This window comes from Novosphingobium guangzhouense (assembly GCF_002896965.1).
Lineage (GTDB): Bacteria > Pseudomonadota > Alphaproteobacteria > Sphingomonadales > Sphingomonadaceae > Novosphingobium > Novosphingobium guangzhouense.
Genome location: NZ_LYMM01000057.1, coordinates 1 through 23727 on the forward strand (window position 1 = coordinate 1; position 23727 = coordinate 23727).

Here is a 23727-nt window from a genome sequence, read left to right on the forward strand (position 1 = left end):
AAAGCGATCCTGTGCGAGAACATGAATCATAGCCGATTCCGTCGCAGCAATACCGCTGCGACCAGTGGAATCTGGCGTCGGACCACTTGTGGGTAATTGAAAGCTTCCGTCGGCGCTTACGATCTGACCGCCAGCGCCGTCATTGCGTTCCTCAGCCACGCCGAACATGAACGCGGCGGCACAATCGGCACGCGCAACTGCCGGCTTGCCGCGATCCGCAGCTTCTTCCACTTCGTGGCCACCAAGGATCCCGCGTCGATCGCCCAATGCGTCGAAATCCTCCATATCCCGATCAAGCGTGCTCCCGTGTCGGCGCCGAGCTATCTGGATCCGGCGGAAGTGACGGCGATCCTCGCTCAGCCAGACCGTTCGACCGTTGAGGGTGCGCGCGACCATGCGCTGTTCTCGTTCCTCTACAACAGCGGCGCACGGATACAGGAAGCGCTAGATCTATGCCCCGAGGCGATCCGGTTCGAAAGCCCGAGCTGCGTGCGTCTGACCGGCAAGGGGCGGAAGGAACGCATCTGCCCGCTATGGCCGGAAACGGTCCTGCTGTTGCGCAAACTGCTCGAGCGGCAGCCACGGGCGCCTGACCAGCGGCTGTTCGTCAACCGCTATGGCGAACCCCTCAGTGCCTCGGGGGTTCGGTTCAAGCTTGCTGCCTACGTGAGGTCTGCGGCCGAAACCATGCCAACGCTATGTGCCAAGCATGTGACGCCACATGCCTTCCGCCACGCCACCGCCGTGCATCTCATCTCGGCGGGCGTCGACGTTACAATCATACGCAGCTGGCTCGGCCATGTGAGCCTCGATACAACCAACCACTATGCCAGGGCCAATCTGGAAACGAAGCGGAAAGCCCTGGAACAGGTCGCCGCTCCGACCACACCTGGCGGCAAACCATCCTGGAAACGCGATGCAAGCGTGCTCGCCTGGCTCGACAAGCTCTGAAATAATGAGGAGGAGCATGGCCCAGAAAGGCGAAAATCCGCCAATCAGGCCGCGTTCCTCCGCATTATGGGGACCTCGTGATTAGTGAAATTATGGCGAGGTGAGCATAACTTCACGTAAGGTTTCACGTAGATCGGCGGGATGAGTTTTACGTCGTGGCCCAGGTTCTGGAGCTGCCGACCCCAGTGATGCGCCGTTCCGCAGGCTTCGATCCCGATCAGAACCGGAGGCAATGCCGCGAAAAACTTCAACATCTGTCCGCGCTTCAATTGCCGGGTCACAACCACCTGACCCGCAGCGTCTACACCATGGACCTGGAACACCGACTTCGCGATATCCAGCCCAATCGTGACAATCTCACTCATCGTCCGTCTCCTCGCTCTTCAGCCGAGGCAGTCTGCCTCAGCCGGTGAGCGGGAGCCATCCACTCCATCGTCTGGCGAACAAACCTTGAGGGGCCCGCTACATTGATGCGGCGGCTGTTCGCCGGCGATCTGCGGCGGACCACTCTGCTGCTGGCGGCAGCCTATTTCTGCCATCTCATGACGTTCTACTTCATCCTGAAATGGGTGCCCAAAATCGTGGTCGACATGGGGTACGCGCTCTCTGCCGCAGGTGGCGTGCTGGTCTATGCGAACATCGGCGTTTTGGCCGGAGCCTTGCTGCTTAGTGCGCTGACGCTGAAACTACCGCTGTGCCCGATCATGATCGGGACTTTGAGCTTGTCGACGGCGATGGTCGCATGGTTCAGTCAGGGACAGGCAGACCTGTCGTGCCTTACATTCACGGGGGGCGTCGGCAGGTTTCTTCACCAATGCCGGGATGGTCGGTTTCTACGCCGTGATTGCCGCCTCCTTCCCCACCGAGGCGCGAGGCGGGGGCACCGGCTTCGTGAGCGGCGTCGGTCGCGGTGGCGCGGCGCTGGGACCAGTCATTGCAGGGTTCATGTTCCAGGCCGGATTGGGGCTCAGCGGAGTGGCGCTTGCCATGGCCCTCGGCTCGCTGATCGCTGCCGCCGCAATCATCGGCTCGCCGACGGCGACTGCACCGAAAGCTTGAGCTCACTTGGCAGGATAGTCTTCGGTATCGATGGTCCCGCGCATCACTTCGGGGTAGCGATGGCCGCTTACCGTTTCCTGGTTGATCAGCTTGCCAACGCGATCGAGCACCTCGGCCCGGATGACTATGTCCGTCGCCGCATGGTTTCGATCGAAATGCCCGATCGAACGCGTGCCCGGAATGACATGCAAATGGGCGCCGCGTGAGAGCACCCATGCGAGAGAAAGTTGGGCAGGGGTCACACCGTTTGCCGCGGCCAGCGCATCGAATTGATCGATCAGCGCTCGGTTCGCCGGCCAGTTCTCGGGCAGGAAGCGGGGATGCGACCGGCGCAGATCTTTCTCCGTGAGCGTTCCGATATCCCGCAGTTCACCCCCCAACGCTCCGCGCGCTATGGGCGAGAAGGCGACCATGGCAATGCCAAGTTCGTCGGTGGCGCCCAGCACGCCGAGTTCGATGTTGCGGGTCCACGGCGAGTATTCCGTCTGCACCGCCGCCATCGGATGGACGGCGTGGGCCTCGCGGATGTGTGTGCTTGACCATTCCGACACGCCGTAAGAACCGATCTTGCCCGCCTCGATCGCGCGAACCATCGCGCCGACCGAATCCGCGATCGGCACTTTGGGGTCGAAGCGGTGCATGTAAAACAGATCGACGTGATCGGTGCGAAGGCGCTTCAAGCTGGCATCGAGCGAGGCCGTGATCGCCGCCGGGCTGCAGTCGATCCCCCGGTGCGGGCCATCGACGAGTATGCCGGTCTTGGTCGCGAGCAGAAACTCGTCGCGCCGGTCCATGATGGCTTCGCCGAGGATATCCTCGCTCGCGCCGCTGCCGTAGATGTTGGCGGTGTCGAAATGATCGCAGCCGCTGTCCAGCGCGTGGCGGAACAGGGCCAGCGCATCCTCGCGCGAAGGCGGGTTGCCGTAGGCCCAAGCGACGTTCATGCAGCCAAGGCCAACGCAATGGACCCGCCGGTCCGCGAGGATGCGCGTCGTCATCAGGACCAGCCGTCCTGCGCTTCGAGGCTGGCGGCTAGTTCGCCAATCACGCGGTAGCAGTCGAGCACCTTGCCCACCGACGAGTTGGGTTCGCGTCCTTCACGGATCGCGGCGATGAATTCGCGGTCCTGCAGTTCGATGCCGTTGTTGGATACGGCTACGCCGGTCAGGTCGATCGGTTCTTCCTTGCCGTTCACAAGGTCGTCGTATCGCGCGATGTAGGTGGCGTTATCGCCGATGTAGCGGAAGAAGGTGCCCAGCGGGCCGTCGTTGTTGAACGAAAGCGATAGGGTGCAGATCGCGCCCGTTTCCGCCTTGAGCTGGATCGACATGTCCATGGCGATGCCGAGTTCCGGGTGCTTGGGCCCCTGCAACACGTTGGCGGCGACGATCCGGCCCGACTGGTAGGCGAACAAGTCTATCGTGTGCGCGGCATGGTGCCACAGGAGGTGGTCGGTCCAGGAACGCGGCTGGCCCTTTGCGTTGATGTTCTTGCGGCGGAAGAAGTACGTCTGCACGTCCAGCTGTTGCAGCGTCAGCTCGCCTGCGGCGATCTTGTTGTGCACGTACTGGTGCGAAGGATTGAAACGGCGGGTGTGGCCGACCATGCAGACGAGGCCGGTTTCCTTCTGCTTGGCGACGACCGTCTCGGCATCCGCCCAGCTGTCCGACAACGGGATTTCCACCTGCACGTGCTTGCCGGCATCCATGCAGGCGATCGCCTGCTCGGCGTGCATCTGCGTGGGGGTGCACAGGATCACCGCATCGACGTCGGGCAGGGCCAGTGCTTCGGCAAGGTCGGTGCCGGAGTGCGGGGCGCCGTACTTCGCGGCGACTTCGGCGGCCTGCTCGGCCGACCGGCTGATGACCGAGGCGATTTCCACGCCGTCGATGTTCTTGAGGCCGTCGAGGTGCTTTTCACCGAAAGCACCGGCGCCCACGAGGGCTATGCGCATGGTATTCTCCTTGGAAATGGATGAAATTCAGATCGCAGCCTGCGCTGCGGCATTGTTGCCTTCCAGCGTGGGGCTGGGCGGCACCGTGCCGTCCACCGGTTCAAGCACGATATGCCCGATCGCGGTGTTGGAGCACGGCACATGGTAATGGCGATGCAGCGCCTTCGTCTCGCGGCCCAGCGCGCCGCGCATGATCAGCCACATCACCATTTCGATACCTTCCGAGCCGGTTTCGCGCAGGTATTCGATATGCGGGATCGTGCGTAGCTTTTGCGTGGTGCCGACCATGCCGTCGAGGAACATGTTGTCCCACTCGGCATTGATCAGCCCGGCGCGCGGCCCCTGAAGCTGGTGGCTCATGCCGCCGGTGCCCCAGATTTGGACGTTGAGGTCCTCCCCGAAAGATGCGACGGCGCGCGCGATCGCTTCGCCCAGCGCCCAGCAGCGGTTGCCCGATGGCGGCGGATACGTGACCACGTTGACGGCCAGCGGAATGACTTTGGCGGGCCAGTTCTCAGGCGCGCCGTACATCATCGTCAGCGGCACGGTCAGGCCATGGTCGACGTCCATCTCATTGATGATGGTCATGTCGAATTCGTCGAGGATCAGGCTCTGGGCGATGTGCCAGGCGAGATCAGGGTGGCCCTCCACATCGGGCACCTTGCGCGGACCCCAGCCTTCGTCGGCAGGCTTGTAGCGTTCGCCACAGCCGATCGCGAATGTCGGGATGATCTTCATGTCGAAGGCGGATGCGTGGTCGTTGTAGACCAGGATCACGACGTCGGGCTTGTTTTCTGCTCGCGCGATCCACTCGCGCGTCCAGTCGTAGCCTGCGAAGATCGGGCCGAAATAGGCGTCGCGATCCTTGCCGGTATCGGCAGCGACGCCCAGAAGCGGCACGTGGCTGGTGGCGATGCCTGCGGTTATGCGGGCCATTTCAATAGTTCCCCTTGATCGAGCGCACACCTTCAGGCGAGCGGCCCCCGGCGTCCATCATCGCCTTGTATTCTTCCACGCTCATGCCGGTCATCGTCGAGACGGCCTGCAGGAAGCTGAGGCCATCGGTGGAGAAGACTTTGGACAGGAAGTAGATGTTGCCGCCCAGATCGAGCAGGCGGTTATAGTCGCGCGCGAGCACGGCTTCCCGCTGATCCTGAGTCATCGGCCATTCGTTCAGATAGGCGCGTTCGTCCGCCAGCCAGCGCGTGCGGTTCTCCGCTTTCATCAGGCTCATCGCGAACTGGTTCAGATGATAGCCCTGACGCGCCCGCGCGGCGGTGTAGACGCGCGTGCCGGGAATATCGTCGAACGCGCCGAGGTATTCGTGAATGTCGCTCACAGGCTTGTCGGTCACAGGCCGCGCTCTTTCAATTGGGCGTCGAGGCGCGGGAAGACCTTGCGCGTGTTCCCTTCGAAGATCGCGTGGCGCTCCTCGTCGCTGATGTCGAGCGCGTCGACATAGCGCTTGGTGTCGTCGAAATAATGGCCCGTCTGCGGATCGATGCCGCGCACGGCGCCGACCATCTCGGAGCCGAACAGGATGTTCTTGTTGGCGATCACATCGGCCAGCAGGTCGATGCCGGGCTGGTGATAGACGCAGGTGTCGAAGAACACGTTGTTCATGATATATTCGTCAAGGCTGGGCTTCTTCAGCATGTCTGCCAGCCCGCGATAACGGCCCCAGTGATAAGGCACTGCGCCGCCGCCATGCGGAATGATGAAACGCAGCTTGGGGAACTTCGCGAAGAGGTCGCCCTGCATCAACTGCATGAAGGCCACGGTGTCCGCCGCGATGTAGAAGCCGCCGGTGGCGTGCATCGCCGGGTTGCACGAACCCGAAACGTGGATCATCGCGGGCACGTCCAGTTCGGACATGACTTCGTAGATCGGGAACCAGTATTCGTCGGTCAGCGGCGGGTGCTCAAAATGGCCGCCGCCCGGATCGGGATTGAGGTTGCAGCCGATGAAGCCCAGTTCCTCAACGCAGCGGCGCAGTTCCTTGATGGAGGCCGTCAGGTCCGCCTTGGGCGACTGGGGCAGCATGCACACGCCCACGAACGTCTCGGGGAACATCGCGACCACACGGGCGATCAGGTTGTTGCAGTGGAAGGCCCACTCTTCGGAAATCGCCTGATCGCCGACGTGGTGCGCCATGGCCGAAGCGCGGGGGGAGAAGATCGTCAGGTCGGCGCCGCGTTCCTTGATGAGCTTCAGCTGGTTCTGCTCGATCGTCTCGCGGATTTCCTCGTCGGAAATCTCGGGGTAAGCGGGGATCGGTTCGCCTGCCTTGAACGCGGCAATCTGGGCCTCGCGCCAGGCGTCGTGGGCTTTGGGCAGGACGGTGTAGTGACCGTGACAGTCGATGACGAGCGACATGGCTCAGTTCTCTCCCTTAGGTGTAGCGGTAATGGCGGCGAGCTTCGCTGCGAAGCCCTCCGGCAGTGGTTCGATGTCCAGATCGCCAAGTGCCTGCTGGCGGGCGACGCTGTTTTCAGTCATCAGCGGGTCGATGCCCAGATCGCGCAACATCTGCGCAGCCTCGGCCATTTCAGCGGCGCGGCGGCGGCCATGGACCAGCATACGGTCGAGGTTGTAGTCGGCACGTTCCGCCCAGGAAATCGACTTCTCACTAGCGTCCAGAGAGGCGAGGACGGCATCGGCGACACCTTCGGCATGGGCGGCCAGCATCATCTCGGCGGTCAGCGCCTCCACGCCCTTGACCATGACCGAGCGCACCAGCTTGATCGCGGAGGCGCGGCCGATCGCATCGCCAACAACGGCGATTCTGGTGAAGCCCGCATCATGCAAGGCGCTTTTCGCCTCCGCCGCATCAGGGCCGGATATGTTGAGCGGCACGGCCATGCGGGCCGGGTTGACCGGGGCCATCACGGCAACGTCAACATAGCGCCTGCCAGCGTCCGCAAAGGCGCGGGCGGCCTCTCGCTTGGTGCCGGGCGCGACGGAGTTCATGTCGCAGAACAGGGCGTCCGGTGCGATAAGCCCGGCGCATTCCTGCGCGACATGCAGCGCCTGATCGGCGGTCACCAGCGAAAGGACCAGCGATGCGCCGGAGAGCGCCTGCGCCGCCCTGTCGCAGGACGTCACGCCCAGTTCGTCGATCGCGGGACGACGGGCAGCGGCAACGTCAAACGCTGCGGCTTGCGATTCCCATCCGGCGGCGCTGGCGAAAGTCGACCCGGCCTCGCCGAAGCCGATCAGGGCTATTGTTCCTCTCATGCCGCTCTAGGTGGCGGCGCGGCCTTTGCGCGGCAAATCGGAACTGGCGAAGGGCTATAAGACTGCGCTAACTTTGTGTGATGCCGCATTCGCGGGAGGCGGCTTCTAGATCGGCGAAGAATTCCGACTGGACCTCGGTGGGAAGCAGCGAGGCGCGGGTCGTCATGCCGATTGTACGGGCGAAGCGTTCGGGCAGGCGGGCCAGCGGACGCAGCCATTCGGCCTCCACTTCCACGGATACCTGATCGGGCGACAGCAGCGTTATGAAGTCCGTTCCCATCAGGACCTGACGGATCATCATGACGGACCCGGACTCGACCGGAACCGGCGGCAAAGGCAAGCCAAGGTTCGTGAAATAGCCCTCGAAACCGTCCCGCAGCGGAGTGCCGCGCGGTGCGAGCGTAAAGGGAAACCGCGCCATGTCCGCGCCACTCAGTGAAGCCCCGGCCAAAGGATGGCCATGGCGCGCATAGAAGGCCGGAACGTCATCGAACAGGCGGTGCTGGGCAAGGTCCGGTTCGGTAAGGGGTTCGCGCAAGGCCCCCACCATGACGTCGATCACGCCGCTCCGCAGCGGCTCGACCAGTTCCGCGCGCGATCCTTCGACGATGGTGAGCCGAACCTGCGGCCTGCGCGCAAGAAACCGCGCGACGGCGGCGGGCAGGATGCGGGCGCGCGAAAGCGGCATGGCGCCGATGGCGATGCGCCGGGTTTCGTGTCCGCGCAGGGCCATGACTTCGGACAGGCCCGCTTCCAGCTCCACTTGCGCCAGCCGAAATTCGCGCGCCAGTTGGTTGCCCGCGTCCGTGGTGATCGCGAACTTGCCCCGGCGGCTCACCAGCGCACGGCGCAGCGCCAGCGACAAGTCGCTGACCGCCCGGTGGATGGACGGCACTGACAGACCCGTCGCCTGACTGGCCCCGGTGTAACTGCCCGTCTCCGCCACCGAAAGCATCGCGCGCATCCGGGACATGGTGACGTGCGGACTGCGCACATGGGCCAGCGCGGCGGCGATGCGAGGGCTGAGGATTTCGCCAGCGCGCGTCGGGATCATACCGTCATGGCGGCGCTCGAACAGCGGCAGGCCAAGCGTGTCCTCCAGACGGCCCAATGCCTGTGTTATCGCAGGCTGGCTAAGGTTCACGGCGCTGGCAGCGGCATTGACCGTTCCCAAACGGGCAATTCGCTCCACCGCATGAAGGTGCCGCAGGTTCAGAGTCCAGATGTCCATGCACCCACTCTTAGCCAAATCCTATCGCACTTTCCAAAGTTCTCTTTCCGTTGTGGCACCGCCTTCGCCATCTCGGGACAAAACTAGGAGTGCATGTCATGAGTGGTATCGTCGTCCAGAACATAGAGCGTGCCGATCCGGCGGTGATCGACGGTCTTGCCAAGTGCGGCGTGGCCACCGTCCACGAAGCGCAGGGCCGCACGGGCCTTCTCGCCAGCTATATGCGCCCGATCTACAGCGGTGCGCGTATCGCAGGGTCGGCGGTGACGATCAGCGCGGCGCCGGGCGACAACTGGATGGTGCACGTCGCCATCGAACAGCTCAAGGACGGCGATATCCTGCTGCTCGCTCCGACCAGCCCTTGCGAAGACGGCTACTTCGGCGACCTTCTGGCCACCAGTGCGCAGGCGCGCGGCTGCCGTGGCCTTATCATCGACGCAGGCGTGCGCGATGTGCGCGACCTGACCGAGATGAACTTCCCCGTCTGGTCCAAGGCGGTCTATGCGCAAGGCACCGTCAAGAACACGCTGGGTTCGGTCAACGTGCCGGTGGTCTGCGCGAATGCCGCGGTGCAGCCGGGCGACGTGATCGTGGCTGACGACGACGGCGTCTGCGTGGTCCCGCGCGAAAAGGCCGCAGAAGTGCTTGCCGCCGCGCAGGCCCGCGAAGCCAACGAAGGCGAAAAGCGCGAGAAGCTGGCGAACGGCGTGCTTGGCCTCGATATGTATAAGATGCGTGAGCGTCTGGAGAAGGAAGGTCTGAAGTATGTCTGACCCTTCCGTCAGCGCTCCCTGCATGTGGATGCGCGGCGGGACGTCCAAGGGTGGGTACTTCCTGAAGGACGATCTGCCCGCCGACCCGGCGGCGCGCGATGCCTTTCTGCTGGGCGTCATGGGGTCCCCCGATCCGCGCCAGATCGACGGCATGGGCGGCGCCGATCCGCTGACCAGCAAAGTCGCCGTCGTGGCGAAATCTGCGCGCGAAGGGATCGACGTCGATTACCTGTTCCTGCAGGTCTTCGTCGACAAGGCTGTCGTCACTGACGCGCAGAACTGCGGCAATATCCTTGCAGGGATCGGTCCCTTCGCGATCGAGCGTGGACTTGTGGCTGCGACCGGCGATGAAACGCGGGTGGCGATCTACATGGAGAACACCGGGCAGGTTGCCGTCGCCACCGTGAAGACGCCGGGTGGTACGGTGACTTACGCAGGCGATGCCGCCATCGACGGCGTGCCCGGAACCCATGCCCCGGTGCCGCTGGAGTTTCGCGATACAGCCGGTTCCTCATGCGGCGCGCTGCTGCCTACCGGCAATGCGGTCGATGTGGTGAACGGCGTGCCGGTTACCCTGATCGACAACGGCATGCCCTGCGTGGTGTTCAAGGCCGAGGACGTGGGCGTCACCGGTTACGAGGATCGCGAAACGCTTGATGCCGATGCAGAACTCAAGGCGCGGATAGAGGCGATCCGCCTTGCGGTGGGTGAACGGATGAATCTGGGCGACGTGACGGACAAGTCCGTGCCCAAGATGATGCTCGTCGCGCCGCCCAAGAATGGCGGGGCGGTGACGGTGCGCAGCTTCATCCCGCATCGCGCCCATGCGACGATCGGCGTGCTGGGCGCGGTATCGGTGGCGACGGCCTGCCTGCTCGAAGGTTCACCCGCTGCCGAAGTGGCGCATGTTCCGGCGGCTGCGCGCAAGACCCTATCGGTCGAACACCCGACCGGTGAGATGACCTGCGTGCTCGAAACCGATGAAAACGGCGCGGTTACCAGCGCTGCTCTGCTGCGCACTGCGCGCAAGCTGATGGATGGGATTGTCTATGTCTGATCGTATCGTTTCCTGGCACGGCGCTCCGTCGAAGCCGCTCTACACCCCGCCTGCAGGCGCGATCGACGCGCATTGCCATGTCTTCGGGCCGATGGCGCAGTTCCCGTTCAGCGCCAAGGCGAAGTATCTGCCCGAGGACGCCGGGCCGGACATGCTGTTCGCCCTGCGCGATCATCTGGGCTTTGCCCGCAACGTGATCGTGCAGGCAAGCTGCCACGGCACGAACAATGCCGCCACGCTTGATGCCATCGCCAAAAGTGAGGGCAAGGCACGCGGCGTTGCCGTTGTCGATCCGGCGATCTCGGAAAGCGAGCTTGCGGCCCTGCACGAAGGCGGCATTCGCGGCATCCGCTTCAACTTCCTCAAGCGTCTTGTCGACGATGCGCCCAAGGACAAGTTCCTCGAAGTGGCCAACCGCCTGCCGAAAGGCTGGCATGTCGTGATCTATTTCGAGGCGGACATTCTTGAGGAACTGCGCCCCTTCATGGACGCGATCCCGGTGCCGCTGGTGATCGATCACATGGGCCGCCCCGACGTGACGCAGGGGCCGGACGGCCCCGACATGAAGGCGTTCCGCGCGTTCCTGAACAGCCGTGATGACATATGGTTCAAGGCGACGTGCCCCGACCGTCTCGATCCGACTGGCGATCCGTGGGATGCCTTTGCGGAGGCCGTGGCGCCGCTGGTCGCGGATTATCAGGACCGCGTGCTGTGGGGCACTGACTGGCCGCACCCCAACATGCAGGACGCGATCCCTGACGACGGGCATCTGGTCGACATGATCCCGCGCATCGCGCCGACGCCGGAACTGCAGCGCAAACTGCTGGTGACCAATCCGATGCGCCTGTATTGGCCTGAGGAAATGTGATGCGGTTGCCTGCCAGAGCGATCCGGCGGGCAAGCGCATCATCTAAATATTCCAGCTACGGTGCCGCTATCGCAGCCTTATCTCAAGCTTTCACCAAGAACGGCTGTTTGGAGTTGAACAGTGAGATGAATTCAATTTCGGCCGCGAAGCCAGTTGAGTTGCGCATGAACTACGTGATCGATGCGAGTGCATTTCGTTGAATCGGGAATAGTTTTGAGCGAGGTTTTGTAATTGCTGACACATCGAGCTTGCAGTGTAAGATGCTATATTTGGAAAATTAATCCAACATAAAAATATTATAAAAGATTGTAAATCGACTTAAGGATTTCGATTGGAATCGTGATAATGTATGCTGAGGAGCAAGCCCAAACTCGATGCTGCTCCGAAGGCGCCGAATAAGTATATCATGTCGGCATCGAATTTGGCAACTAACATGCCGACAATTGGGCCGGTGATTGCCAGCGAACCGTCGAAGAAGGCCGAATAGAGGCCTATTACCCTGCCCTTAAATTGCACTGGGAGGGCGTTCATTGAGATGATACCCATTGCAGGAAAAACGAGTGAGTAGCCTATACCGCTAGCAATAGCGCCTAAAACGGAAAGCCACTGGCTGGTGGCGAGGAAAAGGGAGAGTTGACCTGCCAACAGGATCATGCACGATATCCGTGACACTGTCATCAGACCGTATCGAAGGATGAGACGTGCCCCGACCAAGCGGACGGTAATGAACGCGGCGCTAAAGGCTAACAATGCGGCGCCTGCTCCATGCCAAGCACGAGCTTCGAATGCTAGAGTGATGAAGCCGGACATGGCAGCGGTCGGAAGGGTAGCAAACGCCAGAACAAGGCCAGGACGCCAGATGCGAGCAAGGACCGCGAAAACCGTAGCGCCCTTCGATGAGGGATTTGGTGCACTGGTGGTTTTAGGAAGCGTGAGCGCAATCAACGTCGCCAAGCAGACCGGCCCCCCCCGACGAACGCGACCGAAGCAAAGCCGGAAGTCGTCATAAGTTCGACACCTACAAATCCACCGACACCGATCGCCAGAAACATTGCGAGGCCTTGTCGTGCCATCACTTGTCCTGAATTCGATATCCCCGATAGATTTATCGCCCAAACCATCGCGCTTATGAGCAGAAAGCTCTCTCCAATGCCTGCGAATACACGGCCGCAAAGTAGAAGGCCAAGTGAGACAAGGGTATAAGCGGAGCCAGTGAGGGTACTGCCCAGATACAGGCCTGTCGAAAGCAGCAGAACCGGCATGGCGGCTAAGGCAATGGGGCGCGCACCGTGCCTGTCTACCATGGATCCTGCTGCGTGGCGGGACAGGATCGTGGCGAGCGACTGCGAACCGAAAGCCAAACCCGCCAAGGTCGACCCGAGCCCTAACTCCTGCCGCACAAAAGACACGATCGCCGGAAGAGGAATTCCAATGGCGAGAAAGCCCGTGAAAACCATAAAGACAAACGAAAGAGACCGGGCCTTCGGTGCGGCAGGCGAGGCTTCGATCATCCTGCGGCAGTCACTTGCATTGTTTGCTCGGTCGCCGTGTGGCGCTCGGCGGCCCGGGTGCGGCGGTTTATCGAGGCGCCCAACCCGATTGCAGCGAAGGCCGCTATCACTGGGAACACGGCGAGGACAAAATAGACATCGCTGCCTGCAACGCCGACGGAAAGAAGCGATGCCACAAGCATCGGCGACATAACCTGGCCCAGCCGCGAGGAGGCCATTCCCCAACCGAGCCCGGTGGTGCGGATTTCGGTTGGGTACAGGGTAGCGGCGATCGAATGCGCTCCCGAACCCCCGATACCGATGAGCAGTCCCACGCCGGCGGCCGCGCCAAGGACGAGCGTGAAGCTGTGCCCCGCGATGCCCAGAAGGGCAACGGAACCAGCGCCTAGCATGAGCGCCGGCGCCAGAGCCCTCGCGGCGCCGAAACGATCGACGAGATGTCCGGCCACTGCCATTCCCAATGCACAGCCGAGGTTGAAACTTGCCTGGGCTAAGGCGGCATCCGAAACGCCAAAGCCGATATCGGTAAGCAGGCTTGGCAGCCACACGACCATGATCTTCGTCATTGCATAACAAAAGAAATACAGCACCCACAAAAGCATGGTCGATGCGAGCAATCCATTCGTGAAAAGGCGCGAGATCGGTACTTTGGTCTTGCGGGCGGCAATGGGCGTTGCCGTCTGTTCCGAAGCCTCGATGGTGATCCCCAAGGATGCAGCTATGCGTTTGATGCTGTCTTCGCGCCCGCCCTTTGACAGCAGGAAGCGAAGCGATTCCGGCAGATAGAAACACAGGACAATAAGCGTGAGAAACGGCATGAGTGCGCCGATGTAGAAAACCCAACGCCAGTCGTAGGAGGCCAGAAGGTAAGCGCTGACAACGCCGCCGATCGATGCTCCCAGGGGATAGCCTGCGAAGATTGCACTGGCGACCGTGCCTCGCAGCCTCAGGGGCGCGTATTCAGACCCCAAGGCAAGGACGCAGGGTATGGCGCCGGCTAATGCGATGCCTGCTGCAAACCGCACCAGCAGAAGCCCGGCAAAGGTTGGCGTCAGGGCCGTCAGATAAGTGAATATTGTAATGCCGGAAAGCGCAACGAGCGTCGCGGTCTTGCGACCAAATCGATCTGCAAATGGTCCAAAACCCAGTGCTCCGAGGGTCGCACCGATCTGCGCGATCGAAAAAATCAGTCCAAGGGAGGTTTTCGTCAGCCCGAGGTCTTTGGCCATCAGCGGCGCCACAACCCCGATCGATTGATTGTCGATCCCGTCAAGCAGTGCCACCAGGGCGCACAATACAAAAGTTCTGATCTGCATTGCGCCCAGCGGTGCGTCATCCAATTGCGCTAGCGCAGACGTCCGCTCGTTGGCGGGGGCTCCTATCCCAGGCATTCCAGTCTCCAGATTTGCCGCTGTGGCATGGTCGCAGCGGAACTTTCTCGCCTCCGTCGCAACCGATCTTTACGTCGGCTTGCTGATCAGAGACTCGAGCGAGAATACCTCTAGATAGAAGTAATGCAAGAGCCATCCGCGATCTTTCTTGGCAAGGGGGAGGGACGGGCAAACGCCTTTGCGGATCGACCTCGACCTCGCTTCGGTTCGCATGTCAGGCCAGAAAAGTAAGGAAAACCAATACGGTGGGCTGCTACCCCCTTCAGGTGCGAAGATTTTCAGATGATTGCAAAAAACATCTATATCGAACTATATAACTTTGATATAGAATGATTTCTGATGTGTTTCCGGGGGCGGCGGGGCATCTCAGTGGCCGCCTGCACGGCTCAGGTAACAGCGTTCCTGGCGTGCCGGGGCCCCATAAAAATAGCGACCGCAACGACGGTCACCCTGCGAGAGGATTCAAGAATGGGTGCCTTTTCTGGTGCAGTCACCGGGTTTTTGATTGTTGCGTGCGCTTGTGAGGCGAGCGCGCAGGAAAGTGCTGCGCCAGCAGTTCGCGACAAGCCTCGCGAGGAAAAGGGGGTCGTGAGCCAGACTTCATCAGGCTCTCGTGTTACTCCTGAGAACGAGCCGTACCCGATGCAGGCGGCAGGCTGGGGGCCTGCTGCCGGACCGTTCTTTGTCGAACGATGGGCTGAAGACTGGTCTCGACTAAGGCGTGATGGTGAGGCCCCTGCCTTAAAGGCCATGCCCCTGATCGGCGACGATGTGACCTTGACGCTCAGCGCGGAAGCGCGCGTTCGCATCGACGCTTACGACGACGCCGCGTTGATGGAAGGAAACGATTTCAGTCAGTTGGAGTCTCGCGTAGTCACTGGTGCCGACATGCATCTGGGAGAGCATCTTCGTGTGTATGGTGAACTTGGGAGCGCTCAGGTCGGTGGCCATGGGAACGGCTTTACGCCGAACTATAGAGGCACGGTCACTCCTGGAAATTACCGGAATGATGTGGCGGTCCAGCAATTATTTGCAGAGGCGGCAACGCATGTCGGTGATTATCTGATCGGTGCGATGGTTGGACGGATGGAGTTCTCCGATGGACCGCGACAGTTGATCGCAATCAGCGACGGCCCCAATCTGCATCGGACATGGAATGGTCTCAGAACATACGTGCACGGTCGCAATTTTCGCGTCGGCGCCTTCTCGTATAAAGTGACGCGGCTTGGCAATGGTGCCTTCGATGAACAGGTAAATGGCGATGAACGTCTTAAGGGTGTGAACGCCAGTATCGTTGTCGCCCGCGGAAAGGGAGCGGGAAATATCTACCTCGATCCCTTTCTATTTGTGACATCGAATGTCAGGGGCTTGGCTGGCCCATCGCAAGGGGCCGACAAGCGCAAGAGTTTTGGCATACGTTTGTGGGGCAGCCGTGGTCCCGTGTCGGTGGACTGGACCGCCATTCGTCAGACGGGTGAGCACAAGGGCCGAAACATCGATGCCTGGGCCGCGTCGTTGGTTCAAAGCGTCCTCGTGAAGGAAAAGGGCGTTCGAGTTCGTGCCGGATTTCGTCTTGATATGGGCTCAGGAGGCAACAGCTTCGACCCGGATGGCCCTATCAAGAGCTTCAATCAGCTTTACGCGAGCTCGAATTATCTGGGTGAAGGTTTGCTCATCAGTCAGAGCAACGTCGCTATATTGGCACCGACCATTGCCGTTATTCCCACAAGAGGGGTGACTATCACCGCTGATTACGCTTTTCTTCACCGTCTGGCCCGCAATGACGCAGTCTATGGCGGTCTGATGCGACCTTATGCTGGAACACAGAACGTTTCCGGTCGGACGGTAGGCTCGCAAGCCAGGGTCGTGGCTTCCTGGGCAGTAAACGACCACGTTACCTTGTCTGCCGAAAGCGAGCATCTCTTTGCCGGCAACGTCCTGAAGCGGGCGGGCTATGGCGGTGGGACTTATGGCATGATGAGCCTGACGCTGCGATATTGAGCGGCTTTTCAGCACCGACATGGACGAAAGGCATGCGCGATGAGTTTGGGTGAGCCATACCGGGGGCTTGCGCCGCGAAAGCGTTGGATGGCGGCGGCGGCAATGTGGTTGGCCATCGGCATGACAACTATCGACGGCTCGATTACAAATGTCGCGCTGCCTGCGATTGGCGCGGCGCTCGATGTTTCGCCTGCTGCTTCCATCTGGATCGTGAATGCCTATCAGATCGCGGTCATGATGACTTTGCTTCCGCTCGCGGCTCTGGGCGAGTGGATTGGCTACCGCAAGGTCTATCAGGCGGGGCTGATTTGTTTCGTGATCGCATCGATCGGCTGTTCACTGTCGAGCAACCTGGAGGGGTTGGCGATATGCAGGGCGCTTCAGGGGCTTGGTGCGGGCGGGGTCATGTCCGTCAATGGCGCCCTTATTCGATATATCTATCCGCAATCCAGGGTCGCACGCGGCATAGGCTACAATGCTCTTGTCGTCGCCATTGCCTCGGCAGCCGGCCCCACTGTCGCTGCCGTGCTGCTGCGGGTTGCAGAGTGGCCGATCCTCTTTGCGATAAACCTGCCTATCGGCGCGTTATCGCTTTTAGCGGGTTGGCGGGCGCTGCCTGACGAGACGGGTGGCGCCAAAGGCTTTGCCAAGGTCCAGGCTGTTCTTTGCGCCGCAGGACTGGGGATGCTTGCGCTGTCGTTCATCAATCTCGCGCAGTGGCGCTTGAGTTATGCAACCGTATTCGAGGCTACTTTCGGCGTGGCTGCGCTTGTAGTTCTGGTGCGCAAGCAAAGGAATTCCGGCAAGCCGATGCTTCCCGTCGACCTGCTGGCTTATCCCGCCTTACGTCTTGCCTACCTTGCCTCGCTGCTTACGTTTGCTGCTCAGACGATGGCTCTCATCGCTTTGCCCTTTCTTTTGAATTTCAGGTTCGGCATCGACACCTTTATGACCGGGCTGATCATTACACCCTGGGCATTCGCCGTCGCTGCAGGCGCGCTGGCCTCTGGCAGGATTTCCATGCATTCTCCACTGGATGCGCTCGCGACTTGCGGTCTTCTCCTGTTTACCTTGGGATTGGTCTGTTTCACGTTTGTGCCGACAGGAAATCATCTGGTCAGCCTGCTCGGCTGTTCGCTCATAAGCGGCCTTGGATTTGGCTTGTTTCAGACCCCCAACAATCGAACGATGCTGGCCTCGGGGCCATTGGAGCGCAGTGGAGCTGCTGCCGGCATGCAGGCAAGCGCGCGCTTGACGGGTCAGACCATCGGTGCAGCTCTCATGGCGTGCAGCTTCCATTTCTTCGGCGCCGGGTCGGACGCGGGCCTTTCAATGGCCGCGCTCCTTGCGTTTTTGGCTGCGCTTGTGGCCGGTCTCAAGGCTCGGCGTGCCAAAGCGAGCTTAGCCCAAGGAACTTAGCCCGACGAACTTAGCTCTGGGCCGCAATATCCTTCCATCGAGACGCTGCTCGAGAATGTGCGCAACAAGGCCGGGCAGTCGCGCCAGGACGAACAGCCCGGCGCTGGAACCGTGCGGAAAGCCAAGCCCGGTCGTCAGGGCGAGGATCGCCAACTCATGGCGAGGGTGGATCTCAAATTCGCGAGCGATCGTTTCAGCGTAGAGCAGGATATTCTCCCCATCTTGCGTTGCCGGGCCACATTGGCGCATCAACTGGAAAAGATGTTCGGCTCTGGGGTCGCCTGCCGGGTAGAGGGGGTGTCCAAATCCCAGCGGGGAACTGCCTGACCGGATGGCGGCGCGCGCACGTTCGATGATCCGGCTGGCATCGCCGGATCGCACAAACACCTGTTCCATCTGGGCATAATGGCGTCCGATTTCGCTCCCGGTCATCGTGCAGAGCGCTGCCGTGACGCAGGAATGGAGAGGGGCGCCGCTTGATGCAGCGATCCGCGCTGCGAATGTGCCCGGGGACAGTTCGTGATCTGCAAACAGCACGAGCAAAGCCTCGATTATCCCGCTGACCAGATCGCAATTCGCAGGAACGAAGGCCCGAGCGATGCAATCGGAGATTTTTTCTTCAGGCAGCAATTCAGTTCGCGGGGCGCTGCGGTTCAGTAAGGAAAGTGAGCAGGCTGTCGCTTGTATGAGCTCGCGGGCGGCGTGGAGTGTATCGCCCTTGCGCAAGCGGGCAGATGCCGTCCCGCGAGCCATGCCAAGCTCGATCGTCAACCTGGCGAATGTCTCAAGCATTTGCTCCGGGGCGTCGGGAGATGGAAGCGCTTTGGCGTTCTGCGGTAGAGAGCACGTGTCCCATGCAAACGCTCCTTCGTGCAGTAGTCCCGTCCAGAGCAGTTCGCTCACAGCTTCGAAGGTCACTTTCTCCGCCGCGAGCTTAGTTGCAAGGTGCCCTCGATACCGCGGTCCGGCTGCGGTTATTTCCACCAGCCGGGTCGGAATGATCGGCTCGCCATGGTGCATGGCGTCTGCTGCCACAGGGCCATGCCCGGATCGCGCGGCGGCGCGCTCATGGAGGCGTGCGACGTCCTCGCCGAAATAGAGCCTCGATCGGCCGTCGGGATGCCGAACACTTCGAATCAGACCTCGGCTTACGTACGAATAGAGGGTCTGCGGCTTTACCTTGAGGCGCTCGATCGCTTCGGCCGCAGTAAGCAAACTGTTCGTCATCGTGCCCTCAATCGTCACGTTGATTCATCTATCAATCTTGATCGACATACCGATCCAGCTCCATCCTGATCAAGACGATTATGAACAGGAGAGGTCCAGGTGCGATCCATCACGCATGATACGCCCAATCAAATCGAAGCAGATGCCGAGAAGCCGCTATTTGGCAGCGACGTGATCGCGCAGGCATTGCGCGATCTCGAAATACCATTCCTGGCGCTCAACCCTGGCGCGAGCTTCAGGGGCCTGCACGACAGTCTCGTAAACCACCTCGGCAACCAGTCCCCCCAGATGCTGCTGGTTCTGCATGAGGAGAGTGCTGTCGCCATCGCACACGGCTTCGCGAAAGCTACCGGCAGAACGATGGGTGCGGTTCTCCATTCCAATGTCGGACTGATGCATGCGTCGATGGCGATCTTCAACGCATGGTGCGATCGAGTGCCCATGATGCTTCTGGGGGCAACCGGACCTGTGGACGCTGCCCGCCGGCGCCCATGGATCGATTGGCTGCACACGTCGGCCGATCAAGGTGCGATTGTGCGCGATTATACGAAATGGGACGACCAGCCTGCCTCCGTGCCGGCGGCCGTAGAGGCTCTTGCGCGTGCACGCTTGATTGCGACGACCGCGCCTTATGGACCGACATACGTCAATCTCGATGCGGCGATCCAGGAGGCCGAGGTGGGGGGTAAACCGCCGCTCAGGAACGTTTCCCGGGCCTTGCCGCCCCCGGCAGTGCATCCTTCGCCGGAACTTGTCCGGCAGGCAGCGCAGATGCTCTCGCAGGCCAGCAATCCGGTCATGCTTGTCGGCAGGGTCGGGCGGGACGAAAAGGCATGGGCCGCCAGGGTCGCTTTAGCCGAAGCTCTGGACATGCCCGTGATCTGTGACCTGAAAACCGGCGCAACGTTTCCGACGGCCCACCCGCTCCTCGTGTCCGCTCCCGGTTTCTTCCTGACACCGGAGGCCTGCGAGATCGTGCGCAGCGCAGACGTTGTTGTTTCGCTCGACTGGATCGATCTGGGAGGTACGCTGCGGCAATGCTGCGGCGGAGAGGAAACGGCGGCAAAGGTTCTGCAGATATCCCTCGACCAGCATCTTCATCGGGGCTGGAACATGGAGTATTTCGGTCTGGCACCAACCGATGCCTATCTGCTTTGTGATCCTGACGTCGCAACGCCGCTGCTTCTCGAGCAGGTCGAGCGACGCCCAGCGCGAGATCGGGCCTTTGAGGCGATGCGCGAAGCCCGGGCCCATGGGCTCGATGACCATGGGCCGCTGACGATGAAGCAACTGGCGGAAGCGCTGGATGTTGCGATCGGCGAAACGCCTGTTTGCTTCGCACGGTTGCCCTTGGGGTGGAACGGCGGTTACCGCAACTGGTCGCATCCGCTTGATTACCTGGGATATGACGGAGGCGCGGGAATCGGTTCAGGGCCGGGGATGGCCGTTGGAACGGCTCTCGGGCTGATCGACACGGGCCGCACGACCATAGCGGTATTGGGCGACGGGGATTTCCTGATGGGCGTGACCGCCATCTGGACCGCCGTTCATTACGGCATCCCGTTGCTGATCGTGGTGGCCAATAACCGCAGTTTCTATAATGACGAGACCCACCAGGAAAAAGTGGCGATCCAACGCGGCCGGAATGTCGAGAACAAGTGGATCGGGCAGGCGATTTCCGGACCGGACATCGATATTGCTGCAATGGCGCGTGCGCAGGGCGCGATCGGGATCGGGCCTGTGTCGAGCGGGATCGAGCTCAAGACCTGCCTCGAAGACGCTCTCGATATTGTCAAGGGCGGGGGCGTGGTCGTCGTCGATGCACGGGTACAGCCCGGATACAGCTCCAACATGAGCGGGACGACCGCTGCACACAAAAGGTGATTTATGGATCGCGATGAACTGCTGCGCTGCCTTCCCTCGAACCGGGAACTTTTTTACGGTGGCCGTTGGCACAGCCCGATTTCCGGGCTCTACGAGCAGACGATCGATCCGGCGACGGGTGCCTCGCTGGGAGACGTTGCCGAAGGCGGGACGTCGGATGTGGCCGCTGCGGTGAGCGCCGCTCATGCGGGTTTTCTTGTCTGGGCAAAATTGAAGCCGTCCGAGCGTGGTTCCATCATGCGTGAGGCCGCCTCGATCTTGCGCCGTCATGCCGAGGAATTTGCACTTATCGATGCGCTGGATACGGGAAACCCGGTGGCGCAGATGATTGCGGACGCGCATATCGCCGCGGCCTCGATCGACTATTTCGCTGGATTGGCCGGCGAGTTGAAGGGGCAAACCATACCTCTGGGCAATGGCAACCTCAATTACACCTTGCGCGAACCCCTTGGGGTGGTTGCGCGCATTGTCGCGTACAATCACCCGCTCATGTTCGCGGGGACCAAGATCGGCGCACCCTTGGCGGCTGGGAACAGCCTGATCATCAAGGCTGCTGCGCAAGCTCCGTTGTCGGCACTTCGCCTGGCGGAACTGATTGGAGGACTGTTTCCCGATGGTGTCCTCAATGTGGTTACCGGCGGTGTCGAATGCGGCAGGGCATTGGCAGAACATACAGGGATTGCTGCTGTATCGCTTATCGGCAGCATTCCGACCGGACGCGCCGTGATGCGCTCGGCATCGGAGACACTCAAGCCGGTGATCCTCGAACTTGGCGGCAAGAATGCGCTGATCGCTTATCCGGATGCGGACTGCGACGCGGTGGCCGACGGGGCAGTGCGCGGCATGAACTTCACCTGGGCTGGTCAATCCTGCGGCTCTACGAGCAGGCTGTTCCTGCATTCGGACATCCATGATCAGGTTCTGGAGAAGATCGTCCGGCTGACCCGGGATAGGCACCGACCCGGCCTGCCGACCGACCATGCAACGACGATGGGCCCGCTCGTGAGCAAGGCGCAACATGACAAAGTGCTTGAGTTCATCGCGAAGGGAAAGGAGCAGGGGGCAAGGCTCGTGACAGGAGGCGAGGTGCCGAATGATCCTGCGCTTGCGTCCGGCTGGTTCGTCGAGCCGACAGTCTTTGCCGACGTCACCTCACAAATGGCGATAGCTCGTGAGGAGATATTCGGGCCTGTCCTATCGGTGATCCGCTGGTCAGATGAAAACACTTTGTTCGAGCAGGTGAACGAGCTGGACTACGGCCTTACTGCGGCGATCTTCACACGAGATTTAAACACCGCGCACCTTGCTGCGCAGCGTGTTCAAGCAGGTTACGTATGGATCAATAATGTCAGCGAGCATTTTCCAGGGGCGCCATTTGGCGGATACAAGCAATCGGGGCTAGGTCGTGAAGAGAGTCTGGAGGAAATGTACGAGTTCAGTCAGCTGAAAAATGTAAACATCAAGTTCTGACCATGTGAACTGGTTTAATGCGTTACGAATTATCCAGATCCAGATTGTCAAGATGCGATTTGAGATTGGAGGACATGCGTGCAAGCACGGATGCGCAAATCGCGACCTCCGCAGGATCGATGCCGGCTTGCGCCACGCGATTGATGTCTATTGCATATTGCATGACCTCCTTCTCGAGGGCTTTGCCCCGTTCGGTCAGGAAGATTCCGAATTTTCGGCGATCTTTGGTATCGCGAACCCGTTCGACGAGGTCGTGCGAGACCATTCCATTGATCATCGCAACCGTAGTATTCTCAGCGACATTGGTCATGTCGCTGAGATACTTTTGCGTAACGCCGTCTCCCAGCCACAAAACTCGCAAGTAATACCAGAACCCGGTTTTTATGTCGTGTCGCGCAAGGTGAGCGTTCAAAAGTCTGTCGAAGCGCCGATGGCAGCGGCGCACCTGATACCCCAGACTTTTCTCCGGTTCCAAGTGAGGCTTCTTTCGGGGCATCGTTCTCTCCAGCATGACGAGTCGGTCGCAAAATACCGGCTTACGCGATCTCTACCGGGAAGGTGAGGGATGCGCAAAGATGGCTGCTGACCGCAGCCCGATACTGGAGGAATCGGACGGTCCTGCCCCCAGGACCCGCACGGTGATTTGCTGGTCCGATCGGTCGTACCCGATGGACCAGCAAATTCAGCCACCCCACAATTCAGTGGAGAAAGCGAAGCGTCAGATGCGGAATTCCGCGAAGGTCTCGGGCGCAAACATTTCCTCGACGGTCAAACGGCGCGGAGACAGGCCCTGTTCGTGATGGTAGCGCGTAAATGTCTCGATGACGTTACGATTGCGCTCGATGCCGTAGGGCCACCAGGAATCTCCCAGGGTCGCAATCGTGTCTTCGACCGCCGCGATTTGCCATGGGAGCATAGTCTTCAACGAGGCGGAGACCCGCAATTGCTCGTAAGTGTGTCGCTGAGATTCCGAGAAAGCCTTCAAAAGCGACTGGGCCACCCAGGGATGCCGCTCGTAGATTTCACGGCGTATCGCGACAACGTGCATGATAGGAAAAATGCCGGTCTTGGCGTAGTAGGCTTTCTCGACGTTCACGAAGTCAGGGAACAAGCGGCGTACGTTGTGAGGTTCGCTGTAGAACGTCGATGGTGCACGCGCCGTATGCAGGGCATCGATCTCGCCATCTGCCAGCATTCGGGTCAATGTCTGGGTAGGGCCGATCGGCTCAACGCGAAAGCGCTCTGGCAGATCGAGGCGCAGCTTCTCTTCACGGCCGGGTTCCTCTTCGCCGCCTGTCACGTAAGTGACGCTATCGGGGGCAATCCCGTATTCATCCTGCAGAATGCCCCGGATCCAGACCGGAGCGGTCATCTGATACTCCGGCACGCCGATCCGCTTGCCCACCAGATCCTCGGGCTTCTCGATCCCGCTCTTGGCAGACACGAAGATGCATGAATGACGGAAGAAACGGGATGGAAATACAGGGATCGCGATGAAGCCGGGGTTTTCCCGCCCGAGCGTCACGCAGTAGGACGACATCGACAGTTCGGCGACATCAAATTCCTTATTGCGCAACATGCGGAAGAAAGTTTCCTCGACGTCGAGCACCTGGAAGTTCAGGTCGATGCCATCCGGACGCACGGTGCCGTTCTGCAGCGCCTCGGTACGGTCATAGCCCCAACAGGCGAGCGAA

At 60.8% G+C, this 23727-nt stretch carries 23 protein-coding genes and 1 pseudogene; 10 read left to right on the forward strand and 14 right to left on the reverse strand.

Annotated features, from left to right (window positions below; genetic code table 11):
- Window positions 1–96: 96 nt before the first annotated feature.
- Window positions 97–951 (forward strand): tyrosine-type recombinase/integrase, encoded by an 855-nt coding sequence (locus A8V01_RS19830; RefSeq protein ID WP_211295086.1) that lies wholly within the window; start codon window positions 97–99, stop codon window positions 949–951.
- Between the two features lie 110 nt (window positions 952–1061).
- Here A8V01_RS19830 and A8V01_RS19835 read toward each other — a convergent pair.
- Window positions 1062–1316 (reverse strand): annotated as a pseudogene (locus A8V01_RS19835) (IS110 family transposase); the annotation flags it as partial.
- Between the two features lie 457 nt (window positions 1317–1773).
- On the opposite strand from A8V01_RS19835, the gene A8V01_RS19840 reads away from it, so the two are divergent.
- The gene (locus tag A8V01_RS19840) at window positions 1774–2010 is read left to right on the forward strand and encodes an MFS transporter (RefSeq protein WP_103098051.1); all 237 of its coding nucleotides are present in this window, start codon (window positions 1774–1776) and stop codon (window positions 2008–2010) included.
- Window positions 2011–2012: 2 nt separating this feature from the next.
- Here the strand turns inward: A8V01_RS19840 and A8V01_RS19845 are convergent, their stop codons facing one another.
- The 7 genes from A8V01_RS19845 to A8V01_RS19875 all read right to left on the reverse strand — a co-directional run bounded on the left by A8V01_RS19845 (window position 2013) and on the right by A8V01_RS19875 (window position 8432).
- On the reverse strand, window positions 2013–3008 hold the full coding sequence (locus tag A8V01_RS19845) for an aldo/keto reductase (RefSeq protein ID WP_103098052.1): 996 nt from the start codon (window positions 3006–3008) through the stop codon (window positions 2013–2015).
- Window positions 3008–3964: a Gfo/Idh/MocA family oxidoreductase gene (locus A8V01_RS19850; protein ID WP_103098053.1), complete on the reverse strand. Its 957-nt coding sequence runs from the start codon at window positions 3962–3964 to the stop codon at window positions 3008–3010. Before A8V01_RS19850 ends, A8V01_RS19845 begins: the two co-directional genes overlap by 1 nt.
- Window positions 3965–3991: 27 nt before the next feature.
- Window positions 3992–4900 carry a class III extradiol dioxygenase subunit beta gene (locus A8V01_RS19855; RefSeq protein WP_103098054.1) on the reverse strand — a complete coding sequence of 303 codons (909 nt, stop codon included), beginning with the start codon at window positions 4898–4900 and terminating at the stop codon, window positions 3992–3994.
- Window position 4901: 1 nt separating this feature from the next.
- Complete coding sequence (gene ligA / locus A8V01_RS19860; protein WP_245892739.1) at window positions 4902–5318, reverse strand: protocatechuate 4,5-dioxygenase subunit alpha; 417 nt, start codon at window positions 5316–5318, stop codon at window positions 4902–4904.
- Window positions 5315–6340 carry an amidohydrolase family protein gene (locus A8V01_RS19865; RefSeq protein ID WP_103098055.1) on the reverse strand — a complete coding sequence of 342 codons (1026 nt, stop codon included), beginning with the start codon at window positions 6338–6340 and terminating at the stop codon, window positions 5315–5317. Before A8V01_RS19865 ends, ligA begins: the two co-directional genes overlap by 4 nt.
- 3 nt (window positions 6341–6343) lie before the next feature.
- Window positions 6344–7201: an NAD(P)-dependent oxidoreductase gene (locus A8V01_RS19870; RefSeq protein ID WP_103098056.1), complete on the reverse strand. Its 858-nt coding sequence runs from the start codon at window positions 7199–7201 to the stop codon at window positions 6344–6346.
- 67 nt (window positions 7202–7268) lie between these two features.
- Complete coding sequence (locus A8V01_RS19875; RefSeq protein WP_103098057.1) at window positions 7269–8432, reverse strand: LysR substrate-binding domain-containing protein; 1164 nt, start codon at window positions 8430–8432, stop codon at window positions 7269–7271.
- A 98-nt stretch (window positions 8433–8530) separates the two neighbouring features.
- Here A8V01_RS19875 and ligK point away from each other — a divergent pair, with 98 nt between their 5' ends.
- Genes ligK through A8V01_RS28315 form a run of 4 tightly spaced genes read left to right on the forward strand, consistent with a single transcriptional unit; the run spans window position 8531 to window position 11330 of the window.
- Entirely contained in the window at window positions 8531–9205 is a 675-nt protein-coding gene (ligK, locus tag A8V01_RS19880; RefSeq protein ID WP_103098058.1) for a 4-carboxy-4-hydroxy-2-oxoadipate aldolase/oxaloacetate decarboxylase, read from the forward strand.
- Entirely contained in the window at window positions 9198–10262 is a 1065-nt protein-coding gene (locus tag A8V01_RS19885; RefSeq protein WP_103098059.1) for a 4-oxalomesaconate tautomerase, read from the forward strand. The genes ligK and A8V01_RS19885 overlap by 8 nt, the downstream gene beginning before the upstream one ends.
- A complete protein-coding gene (locus tag A8V01_RS19890) occupies window positions 10255–11130 on the forward strand; it encodes an amidohydrolase family protein (protein ID WP_103098060.1) in 876 nt (291 codons plus the stop codon). The genes A8V01_RS19885 and A8V01_RS19890 overlap by 8 nt, the downstream gene beginning before the upstream one ends.
- A complete protein-coding gene (locus A8V01_RS28315; protein WP_145206793.1) occupies window positions 11130–11330 on the forward strand; it encodes a hypothetical protein in 201 nt (66 codons plus the stop codon). The genes A8V01_RS19890 and A8V01_RS28315 overlap by 1 nt, the downstream gene beginning before the upstream one ends.
- A 118-nt stretch (window positions 11331–11448) precedes the next feature.
- Here A8V01_RS28315 and A8V01_RS19895 read toward each other — a convergent pair whose 3' ends face one another.
- From A8V01_RS19895 to A8V01_RS19905, 3 genes are all read right to left on the reverse strand, one after another.
- A complete protein-coding gene (locus A8V01_RS19895) occupies window positions 11449–11784 on the reverse strand; it encodes an MFS transporter (RefSeq protein ID WP_145206792.1) in 336 nt (111 codons plus the stop codon).
- Between the two features lie 287 nt (window positions 11785–12071).
- Entirely contained in the window at window positions 12072–12641 is a 570-nt protein-coding gene (locus A8V01_RS19900; RefSeq protein ID WP_103098062.1) for an MFS transporter, read from the reverse strand.
- The gene (locus A8V01_RS19905) at window positions 12638–13924 is read right to left on the reverse strand and encodes an MFS transporter (protein ID WP_170066012.1); all 1287 of its coding nucleotides are present in this window, start codon (window positions 13922–13924) and stop codon (window positions 12638–12640) included. Before A8V01_RS19905 ends, A8V01_RS19900 begins: the two co-directional genes overlap by 4 nt.
- A 576-nt stretch (window positions 13925–14500) precedes the next feature.
- Here A8V01_RS19905 and A8V01_RS19910 point away from each other — a divergent pair.
- Together A8V01_RS19910 and A8V01_RS19915 are read left to right on the forward strand one after the other, a co-directional pair.
- Entirely contained in the window at window positions 14501–16033 is a 1533-nt protein-coding gene (locus A8V01_RS19910) for an alginate export family protein (RefSeq protein WP_170066013.1), read from the forward strand.
- A 39-nt stretch (window positions 16034–16072) separates the two neighbouring features.
- Window positions 16073–17452, forward strand: coding sequence for an MFS transporter (locus tag A8V01_RS19915; protein WP_103098065.1), 1380 nt, complete (start codon window positions 16073–16075; stop codon window positions 17450–17452).
- On the opposite strand, the gene A8V01_RS19920 is transcribed toward A8V01_RS19915, so the two are convergent.
- Window positions 17435–18679: a citrate synthase gene (locus tag A8V01_RS19920; protein WP_103098066.1), complete on the reverse strand. Its 1245-nt coding sequence runs from the start codon at window positions 18677–18679 to the stop codon at window positions 17435–17437. The genes A8V01_RS19915 and A8V01_RS19920 overlap by 18 nt on opposite strands.
- Before the next feature lie 99 nt (window positions 18680–18778).
- Between A8V01_RS19920 and A8V01_RS19925 the strand changes: the two genes are divergently transcribed.
- A complete protein-coding gene (locus tag A8V01_RS19925; RefSeq protein ID WP_245892740.1) occupies window positions 18779–20563 on the forward strand; it encodes a thiamine pyrophosphate-binding protein in 1785 nt (594 codons plus the stop codon).
- A gap of 3 nt (window positions 20564–20566) precedes the next feature.
- Window positions 20567–22033 carry an aldehyde dehydrogenase family protein gene (locus A8V01_RS19930; protein ID WP_103098067.1) on the forward strand — a complete coding sequence of 489 codons (1467 nt, stop codon included), beginning with the start codon at window positions 20567–20569 and terminating at the stop codon, window positions 22031–22033.
- A 22-nt stretch (window positions 22034–22055) separates the two neighbouring features.
- Here the strand turns inward: A8V01_RS19930 and A8V01_RS19935 are convergent, their stop codons facing one another.
- The gene (locus A8V01_RS19935; protein ID WP_245892741.1) at window positions 22056–22508 is read right to left on the reverse strand and encodes a MarR family winged helix-turn-helix transcriptional regulator; all 453 of its coding nucleotides are present in this window, start codon (window positions 22506–22508) and stop codon (window positions 22056–22058) included.
- Between the two features lie 243 nt (window positions 22509–22751).
- Window positions 22752–23675, reverse strand: a complete 924-nt coding sequence (locus A8V01_RS19940) for a PhnD/SsuA/transferrin family substrate-binding protein (RefSeq protein ID WP_245892742.1) — start codon at window positions 23673–23675, stop codon at window positions 22752–22754.
- Window positions 23676–23727: the final 52 nt, after the last annotated feature.

What these genes read in the sequence shown, in the direction of transcription:
- A8V01_RS19840 (WP_103098051.1), top strand. Translation starts at nt 1,774, where the DNA reads ATGGTCGGTTTCTACGCCGTGATTGCCGCCTCCTTCCCCACCGAGGCG.
- A8V01_RS19845 (WP_103098052.1), bottom strand. Translation starts at nt 3,008, where the DNA reads ATGACGACGCGCATCCTCGCGGACCGGCGGGTCCATTGCGTTGGCCTT.
- A8V01_RS19850 (WP_103098053.1), bottom strand. Translation starts at nt 3,964, where the DNA reads ATGCGCATAGCCCTCGTGGGCGCCGGTGCTTTCGGTGAAAAGCACCTC.
- A8V01_RS19855 (WP_103098054.1), bottom strand. Translation starts at nt 4,900, where the DNA reads ATGGCCCGCATAACCGCAGGCATCGCCACCAGCCACGTGCCGCTTCTG.
- A8V01_RS19865 (WP_103098055.1), bottom strand. Translation starts at nt 6,340, where the DNA reads ATGTCGCTCGTCATCGACTGTCACGGTCACTACACCGTCCTGCCCAAA.
- A8V01_RS19870 (WP_103098056.1), bottom strand. Translation starts at nt 7,201, where the DNA reads ATGAGAGGAACAATAGCCCTGATCGGCTTCGGCGAGGCCGGGTCGACT.
- A8V01_RS19875 (WP_103098057.1), bottom strand. Translation starts at nt 8,432, where the DNA reads ATGGACATCTGGACTCTGAACCTGCGGCACCTTCATGCGGTGGAGCGA.
- ligK (WP_103098058.1), top strand. Translation starts at nt 8,531, where the DNA reads ATGAGTGGTATCGTCGTCCAGAACATAGAGCGTGCCGATCCGGCGGTG.
- A8V01_RS19885 (WP_103098059.1), top strand. Translation starts at nt 9,198, where the DNA reads ATGTCTGACCCTTCCGTCAGCGCTCCCTGCATGTGGATGCGCGGCGGG.
- A8V01_RS19890 (WP_103098060.1), top strand. Translation starts at nt 10,255, where the DNA reads ATGTCTGATCGTATCGTTTCCTGGCACGGCGCTCCGTCGAAGCCGCTC.
- A8V01_RS28315 (WP_145206793.1), top strand. Translation starts at nt 11,130, where the DNA reads ATGCGGTTGCCTGCCAGAGCGATCCGGCGGGCAAGCGCATCATCTAAA.
- A8V01_RS19895 (WP_145206792.1), bottom strand. Translation starts at nt 11,784, where the DNA reads ATGATCCTGTTGGCAGGTCAACTCTCCCTTTTCCTCGCCACCAGCCAG.
- A8V01_RS19900 (WP_103098062.1), bottom strand. Translation starts at nt 12,641, where the DNA reads ATGATCGAAGCCTCGCCTGCCGCACCGAAGGCCCGGTCTCTTTCGTTT.
- A8V01_RS19910 (WP_170066013.1), top strand. Translation starts at nt 14,501, where the DNA reads ATGGGTGCCTTTTCTGGTGCAGTCACCGGGTTTTTGATTGTTGCGTGC.
- A8V01_RS19915 (WP_103098065.1), top strand. Translation starts at nt 16,073, where the DNA reads ATGAGTTTGGGTGAGCCATACCGGGGGCTTGCGCCGCGAAAGCGTTGG.
- A8V01_RS19920 (WP_103098066.1), bottom strand. Translation starts at nt 18,679, where the DNA reads ATGACGAACAGTTTGCTTACTGCGGCCGAAGCGATCGAGCGCCTCAAG.
- A8V01_RS19930 (WP_103098067.1), top strand. Translation starts at nt 20,567, where the DNA reads ATGGATCGCGATGAACTGCTGCGCTGCCTTCCCTCGAACCGGGAACTT.